The 7,234-nt window shown below is 64.7% G+C and carries 6 protein-coding genes, 1 pseudogene and 2 riboswitches; of the genes and pseudogenes, 5 read left to right on the top strand and 2 right to left on the bottom strand.

Going from position 1 to position 7,234, the window contains the following annotated elements:
• The first annotated feature begins 188 nt into the window (after window positions 1–188).
• On the top strand, window positions 189–1,376 hold the full coding sequence (locus tag ACYCUK_RS22245; protein WP_461596794.1) for a branched-chain amino acid ABC transporter substrate-binding protein: 1,188 nt from the start codon (window positions 189–191) through the stop codon (window positions 1,374–1,376).
• Window positions 1,377–1,466: 90 nt separating this feature from the next.
• Here the strand turns inward: ACYCUK_RS22245 and ACYCUK_RS22240 are convergent, their stop codons facing one another.
• Window positions 1,467–1,781, bottom strand: coding sequence for a c-type cytochrome (locus tag ACYCUK_RS22240; protein ID WP_461596793.1), 315 nt, complete (start codon window positions 1,779–1,781; stop codon window positions 1,467–1,469).
• A 144-nt stretch (window positions 1,782–1,925) separates the two neighbouring features.
• On the opposite strand from ACYCUK_RS22240, the gene ACYCUK_RS22235 reads away from it, so the two are divergent.
• The 4 genes from ACYCUK_RS22235 to gcvP all read left to right on the top strand — a co-directional run bounded on the left by ACYCUK_RS22235 (window position 1,926) and on the right by gcvP (window position 7,112).
• Window positions 1,926–2,216 (top strand): TIGR04438 family Trp-rich protein, encoded by a 291-nt coding sequence (locus ACYCUK_RS22235; protein WP_233224487.1) that lies wholly within the window; start codon window positions 1,926–1,928, stop codon window positions 2,214–2,216.
• A 21-nt stretch (window positions 2,217–2,237) separates the two neighbouring features.
• A riboswitch (glycine riboswitch) is annotated at window positions 2,238–2,349 on the top strand.
• A 4-nt stretch (window positions 2,350–2,353) separates the two neighbouring features.
• A riboswitch (glycine riboswitch) is annotated at window positions 2,354–2,467 on the top strand.
• Window positions 2,468–2,514: 47 nt separating this feature from the next.
• Window positions 2,515–3,678 carry a glycine cleavage system aminomethyltransferase GcvT gene (gene gcvT / locus ACYCUK_RS22230; protein ID WP_461596792.1) on the top strand — a complete coding sequence of 388 codons (1,164 nt, stop codon included), beginning with the start codon at window positions 2,515–2,517 and terminating at the stop codon, window positions 3,676–3,678.
• A 74-nt stretch (window positions 3,679–3,752) separates the two neighbouring features.
• The gene (gene gcvH / locus ACYCUK_RS22225) at window positions 3,753–4,127 is read left to right on the top strand and encodes a glycine cleavage system protein GcvH (RefSeq protein WP_461596791.1); all 375 of its coding nucleotides are present in this window, start codon (window positions 3,753–3,755) and stop codon (window positions 4,125–4,127) included.
• Between the two features lie 69 nt (window positions 4,128–4,196).
• Window positions 4,197–7,112 carry an aminomethyl-transferring glycine dehydrogenase gene (gcvP, locus tag ACYCUK_RS22220; RefSeq protein WP_461596790.1) on the top strand — a complete coding sequence of 972 codons (2,916 nt, stop codon included), beginning with the start codon at window positions 4,197–4,199 and terminating at the stop codon, window positions 7,110–7,112.
• 16 nt (window positions 7,113–7,128) lie between these two features.
• Here gcvP and ACYCUK_RS22215 read toward each other — a convergent pair.
• A pseudogene (locus tag ACYCUK_RS22215) lies at window positions 7,129–7,234 on the bottom strand (IS110-like element ISCARN26 family transposase); the annotation flags it as partial.

Below are 7,234 nucleotides of genomic sequence, written 5' to 3'. Positions count from 1 at the left end.
CCTACTTCGATGCCCTCGGACTGCCTCGACTCTCATGACCTCAAGCTCGCGAACCGCCCGGTGCGGACCCGCACGCCGGGTGGTGTGGCAGGGGTGCGGCTCTGACGAGCCGCCCCCTATGCCGATTTGTGCGTGCGGGGCAGCTTTGCATTGCACAATGCCGGACAACCGCTCTCGCACGATTCCCCATGACATTCGCGTCCCGTTCGTCGATCGTTCTCGCTGTTTGGGCTTGTCTTTTGGGCTGGGCTCAAGGCGCGCCGGCTCCTGTTGCCGCATCCAGTCAGCCCGTCGGGCAAAGCCAGGCTCCTCCGGTCACCGTGGTGATCGGCAGCGCCGCTCCTCTGACAGGGCCGCAGGCGGCCTATGGCGAGGACAACACCGACGGCGTGCGCCTGGCCATCGACGCGTTGAACCGTCAGCACATCTCGATCGCCAGTCGGCCGGTTGTGTGGGTGCTCGACGCCCAGGATGATCGCGGCGACCCGAAGCGTGCTGCCGAGGTGGCGCGGAAGTTTGTCGCCGCGCATGTGAACGGCGTGGTTGGCCATCTCGATTCCAGTTGCACGGCGGCGGCTTCGCCGATTTACTTCAAGGCGGGCATTCCCGAAATCACGCCCTCATCCAGCGACCCCAAACTCGCGCAGCAAGGGTTCGATACGTTCTACCGCATCATCGCCAACGATTACGCCATTGGTGCCGGTCTGGCGCTGTATGCCGAGAAGGGCCTGCAGGCCAAGACCGTGGTCGTCGTGGATGATCGCAGCACCTATGGCATCAGCGTGAGCCATGCCTTTTCGCGCGTGGCCCGACTGGTGGGCCTGCAGATCGAAGCGCACGAAACCATCCAGGCCAACGTCATGGATTTCAGCAGCCTGCTGGACAAGATCAAGACCATGAATCCGGATGTGGTTTTTTTTGGGGGCATGGCTGCGCAAGCTGGCCCCATGCTGCAGCAAATGCGCGGCATGGGCATCAAGGCGCGCTTGCTGGGGGGCGATGGGATCTGCACCCCGGAACTTGCCAGGCTTGCAGGCGCAGCGGCGAATTCGGACGTGATTTGTGCCGATGGCGGCGTTCCGCTATCACGCATGCCTGGTGGAGAGGCCTGGCAACGACGCTTCACCGCCCAATTCGGCGCGAACGCGTTTCAACTGTATTCACCCTATGCCTACGACGCCACCATGGTGCTGGCGCACGCGATGATGAAGGCTGGGTCGACGCATCCAGCGGTCTATCGGCATGACATCAGGCATCTGGATTATGACGGCGTGACCAAGACCGACATTCGCTTCAACCGGGATGGTGAACTTGTCGATCCCGCCATCACGATTTCAAGTTTCCCCGAGGGCCGGAAAACAGCACTCAGCAAATAGTCGCGGTGCTTGCTGAGTGGTTGCAGCAAGGACCAAAAAAACGGGAGTGCGATGCACTCCCGTTTTGCAGAATCATTCCCGAGGGAATGATTATTTCTTCATGCTCAGAATCCAGGTCACCAATTCCTTGGCTTCAGCCGGGGTCACTTGGGGGTTGGCAGGCATGGGAACCGGGCCCCAGACGCCGGACACACCGTGCAGCACGGCATTCACCAGGGTGACTTCGGCACCGGGCTTGCCGGCGTACTTGGCGGCAATGTCCTGGTACGAAGGCCCAACGAGCTTTTTGTCGAGCGCGTGGCAAGCCAGGCAGTTCTTGGACTTGGCCAGAGCCATCATGTCGGCAGCGTTGGCTTGGGACACGGCGGCGACAGCCAGACCGACAGCAATCAAAATCTTCTTCATTCCAGATCTCCAAGGTTGAGCGAAGCTATGCGCTATAACGCGACGCCATGCAGGCGGTTGACATGCTCGGCATGAATGGCGCGACAGCAGCGAGAATGCTAACCGACGCGTGGGCTGCGTTGCGTGTCATGATGCTGCAAACGATTGCATTTTGATCCTGATTTTGATTTTGGTCTTGATGAATGGAGAACGGTCATGTGGGTGTTGGTTGTTGCAATCGTGCTACTGGGGTTGAAGTTTGCCGCGATCGGCCCCTTTGCGACCCTGTCCTGGTGGTGGATTGCCATCCCGCTGGCCATCGTCTTCGTCTGGTGGGAAATCATCGATCCGATGTTTGCCGTCTCGCAAAAGCGCGCCATGCGCGGGATGGACGAGCGCAAGAAGGAACGCAACGAAAAGGCACGCAAGGCCCTGGGCATGCGTTCACGCAAATAAGCCGCTTGCTTGGGCTAAACTTGGCTGTCGTCAGGAGAGAGTCGAAGTGCCGTTGCGCGGCGCCTTGGCCGCCGAAGGCGTAAACCCGGGATCGCCGGGTGTACCGCTCAGGCAAAAGGACTGATGACACCCTCACGGGTTACCTCACTGGAGAGCGGCGCCCGCGGCATGTGCGGCGTCCACCGAAGGGGCAAGCCGAGCGCCGGAGGCGCCCGGTCAATCTCTCAGGTACCAAGGACAGCGGGGCGTCGTCACCAGGGCATGCTCTGGTGGATTTCCGCCCCCATTGGAGCCTTGCGTGTCTGCCCAAACCGAGCCCGTCCTGCTGCAAACCCCCTTATTTCTGCTGCACCAGTTGCTGGGCGCCAAGATGGTGCCGTTCGCCGGTTATGCCATGCCGGTGCAGTATCCAGGGGGCATCATGGCCGAGCATCTCCACACCCGCGCCGCAGCCGGTCTGTTCGATGTCTCGCATATGGGCCAGGTGCGCATTTCCGGGCCGGATGCAGCGGCGGCGCTCGAAAGCCTCATCCCCATCGACGTGGCGGGTTTGCCGCTGGGGCGTCAGCGCTACGGCTATTTCACCGACGATGCAGGCGGGATCCGCGACGACCTGATGCTGACCCACCGTCCGCTCGAGGGCGGTCAGGGCAGCGAGTATTTCCTCATCGTCAACGCCGCCTGCAAGACCCAGGATCTGGCGTGGATGCGCGAGCGCATCGGTGCGCGCTGCCGCATTGAAGAACTGCCTGGCCAGGGGCTGATGGCGCTGCAAGGCCCCAAGGCGCTTGCGGCGCTGCAAACCCTGCTGCCGGACGTGGCCAAGCTGCGCTTCATGGACGCTGCCTGGTTCGAGTTGCCCGCGTCCGTCTGCAGGCACCCCGTGTTCATCAGCCGCAGCGGCTACACCGGCGAAGATGGCGTCGAAATTTCGGTGCGCCAGCGGGATGCCGAGCCGCTGGCCCGCGCCTTGCTCGATCTGCCCGACGTGCGGCCCGTGGGCCTGGGCGCGCGCGACAGCCTGCGCCTGGAAGCCGGGTTGTGTCTTTACGGGCATGACATGGATGAGACCACCACGCCCGTGGAGGCCAGCTTGCAATGGGCCATGCAGAAGGTGCGCCGCACAGGCGGGGCGCGTGCCGGCGGGTTCCCCGGGTCCGAGGTCATCCTCGCGCAGCTTGACGACCCGGCCCGCGTGGCACGCAAGCGCGTCGGGCTCGTCGCCGAAGAGCGCGTGCCGGTGCGCGAGGGCACCATCCTGGTGGACGCCGGCGGCCGCGAGCTTGGGCGCGTCACCAGTGGCAGCCTCACCCCCACGGCCAATGCGCCGGTCGCCATGGGCTATGTCGAAAGCGCCATGGCCGTTCCCGGCAGTGCCCTGTTCGCGCAGGTTCGTGGCAAACAGGTGCCCATGCGTGTTGCCCCCATGCCGTTCACGCCTCACGGCTATGTGCGCAATTGAACCTGCGCGCTGAAGTTCGCCAGCTTTTTTCCTCATCGTTTTTCATGTCCACATTGACCGACACGGAGTTCACCATGACCATCAAGTACACCCCCGACCATGAATGGGTTCGCCTCGAAGCCGACGGCACCGTGACGGTCGGCATCACCGCTCATGCGCAAGACGCCTTGGGCGATGTGGTGTTCGTCGAATTGCCCGCCGTCGGCAAGACCTTTGCGCAGAAAGACACGGCTGGCGTGGTCGAGTCGGTCAAAGCCGCGGCCGACGTCTACATGCCGCTGTCCGGCGAAATCACCGCTGGCAATGACGCCCTGGTGGCCGATCCTTCGATGGCGAATTCCGATCCGCAAGGATCGGGCTGGTTTTTCAAGATGCGCCCAAGCGACCCCGCACAGCTGGACGCGCTGATGGACCAGGCCGCCTACGACAAACTGTTGCAAGGCGCCTGAAAACCTCCCTGCCATCGCCTGCCGCATGCTGCGGCCCAGATGCTGGCGCTGACCAAGACGAGTTCCACCATGTTGATGCAAACCGAACCCACCCTCACCGAACTGGAAGACGCCGCCGCCTTCCAGCGCCGCCACATCGGCCCGAGCGAAGCCGAGCAGGCGCAAATGCTGCGCGTACTGGGCCAGCCCGATCTGGAAGCCTTGATGCGCGAAGTCATTCCTGCCGGCATCCGCCGCGCCCGGCCGTTCGAGTTGCCGGCCGCCGTGGGCGAGGAGGCTGCGCTGGCCGAGCTGCGCCACATCGCCACACAAAACCGGGTGATGCGCAGCTTCATCGGCCAGGGTTATGCCAACGCGCACATGCCTGGCGTGATTCAGCGCAATGTGCTGGAGAACCCGGCCTGGTACACCGCCTACACGCCGTATCAGCCGGAAATCAGCCAGGGCCGGCTGGAAGCGCTCATCAACTTCCAGACCATGGTCACCGACCTGACCGGCCTGGACGTGGCCAACGCCTCGATGCTCGACGAAGCCACCGCCGCGGCCGAGGCCATGACCCTGGCGCTGCGTGGCGGCAAGAGCGCCAGCCGCAGCATGTTCGTGGCCGACGACGTGCTGCCGCAGACGCTGGAAGTCATTCGCACCCGTGCGCGCCCGCTCGATCTGGAGGTGGTGGTCGGCCCCGCCACGCAAGCCGCGCAAGTGCCGCATTTCGCCATGCTGCTGCAGTATCCCGGTGTGGATGGCGGCGTGCACGACCATCGCGCGCTCATCACCGCGGCCAAGGCGCAGGGCGCCGTGGTCATCGTCGCGGCCGACATCCTGGCGCTCACGCTGCTGGCTTCGCCGGGTGAATTGGGCGCCGACATTGCCGTCGGCAACACCCAGCGCTTCGGCCTGCCGCTGGGCTTCGGTGGCCCGCACGCCGCCTATATGGCGGTGCGCGATGGACTCAAGCGCCAGATGCCCGGCAGGCTCGTGGGGGTGAGCGTGGACAGCCACGGCCAGCCGGCCTACCGCCTGGCGCTGCAAACCCGCGAGCAACATATCCGCCGCGAAAAGGCCACCAGCAATATCTGCACCGCGCAGGTGTTGCCCGCCGTGCTGTCCAGCATGTACGCCGTCTATCACGGCCCGCTGGGCCTGCGCCGCATCGCCCAGCGGGTGCACGCCTACACCGTCATCCTGGCCAATGCGCTGCAGGCGCAAGGCTGGTGCTTGCAGCATGCGGCCTTCTTCGACACCCTCACGGTCTTGACAGGCGCCCACACCGCAGCGGTGCACGCGGCCGCCGAGCAAGCTGGCATCAACCTGCGCCATGCCGGCAGCGACCGTGTGGGCGTTGCGCTCGACGAAACCGTCACGCGCGAGGATCTGCTCAAGGTGCTGGGCGCCTTTGCCCAGGCGCGCGGCGCAAGCCAGCCGGACACCAGCCTGTTCGCCGCCCATGCCAAGGGTGTGGCGCCGCGTTACCCGCTGGCGCTTGCCCGCACCAGCAGCTACCTCACCCATCCGGTGTTCAGCCGCTACCACAGCGAGACCGAGATGCTGCGCTATCTGCGCCGCTTGGCCGACAAGGACATCGCGCTCGACCGGGCGATGATTCCTCTGGGTTCGTGCACCATGAAGCTCAATGCCACCAGCGAGATGATCCCCATCACCTGGCCCGAGTTCGGCAGCATCCATCCCTTCGCCCCGGCCGAGCAGACCCGGGGCTATGCCCGCCTCGCCGCAGATCTGGAGCAATGGTTGTCGCAAGCCACGGGCTACGACGCCGTCAGCCTGCAGCCCAATGCGGGCTCGCAGGGCGAGTACGCCGGTCTGTTGGCCATCCATGCCTGGCACGAGAGTCGTGGCGAGACGCAGCGCGACATTTGCCTCATCCCCTCGTCGGCCCACGGCACCAACCCGGCTTCGGCACAAATGGCCGGCATGCAGGTGGTGGTGGTGGCCTGCGACGCGCAAGGCAGCGTCGATCTCGACGACTTGCGCGCCAAGGCGCAGCAGCACGCGGCGCGGCTGTCGGCCTGCATGATCACCTATCCATCCACCCACGGCGTGTTCGAACCGCGCGTGCGCGAAATTTGCGACATCGTCCATCAGCATGGCGGCCAGGTTTATGTGGATGGTGCCAACATGAACGCCATGGTCGGGCTGGCGAGCCCGCCCGAGTTCGGTGCCGACGTTTCCCACCTCAACCTGCACAAGACCTTCTGCATCCCGCATGGCGGCGGCGGTCCCGGCGTCGGTCCGGTGGCGGTACGCGCGCATCTGGCTCCCTTCCTGCCCGGCCACGCCAGCAGTGGCGACGCCGGCAAGGCGGTGGGTGCGGTGAGTTCCGCGGCCCTTGGCAATGCCTCGGTTCTGCCCATCACCTGGATGTATATCCGCATGATGGGCGCCGCCGGACTGACTGCGGCCAGCGCCGTGTCCATCCTCAGCGCCAACTACATGGCACGTCGCCTGGCGCCCCATTTCCCGGTGCTCTACACCGGCGACAGCGGCTTCGTCGCGCATGAATGCATTCTGGATTTGCGCGGCCTGAAAGACGCCAGCGGCATCAGCAACGAAGACGTCGCCAAGCGCCTGATGGACTACGGCTTCCACGCGCCGACCATGAGCTTCCCGGTTCCCGGCACGCTCATGATCGAGCCGACCGAGAGCGAGTCGCTCGCTGAAGTCGACCGTTTTGTCGAAGCCATGATCGCCATCCGCGGTGAAATCACCCAGGTGGAGCAGGGCGCCCTGCCGCGCGAAGACAACCCGCTCAAGGCCGCTCCTTTCACGGCGGCCGCCACCCTCGGGGCCGACTGGCCCCATGCCTACAGCCGCGAGCAAGCGGCTTTCCCGGTACGGGCCCTGCGCAGCCACAAGTACTGGGTGCCGGTGGGACGGATCGACAACGTCTGGGGTGACCGCCATCTGCAGTGCGCCTGCATCCCGGTGTCGGCCTACGCCGACGCGACGGAGGCTGAAGTCAGCTGAGTAACCGTGTTGAAAGTCAAGCAGTGAGAGGCTGATTTTGAGCGTTCAGGTGGTCCCGGGTGATGGCATTGAGGTGGGTGATCAGCTTGCGCATGCAGGCGATCAAGGCCACCTTCTTGAGC

It is taken from the genome of Thiomonas sp. (assembly GCF_054608695.1).
This window is presented reverse-complemented; position numbering and strand designations above follow the sequence as displayed.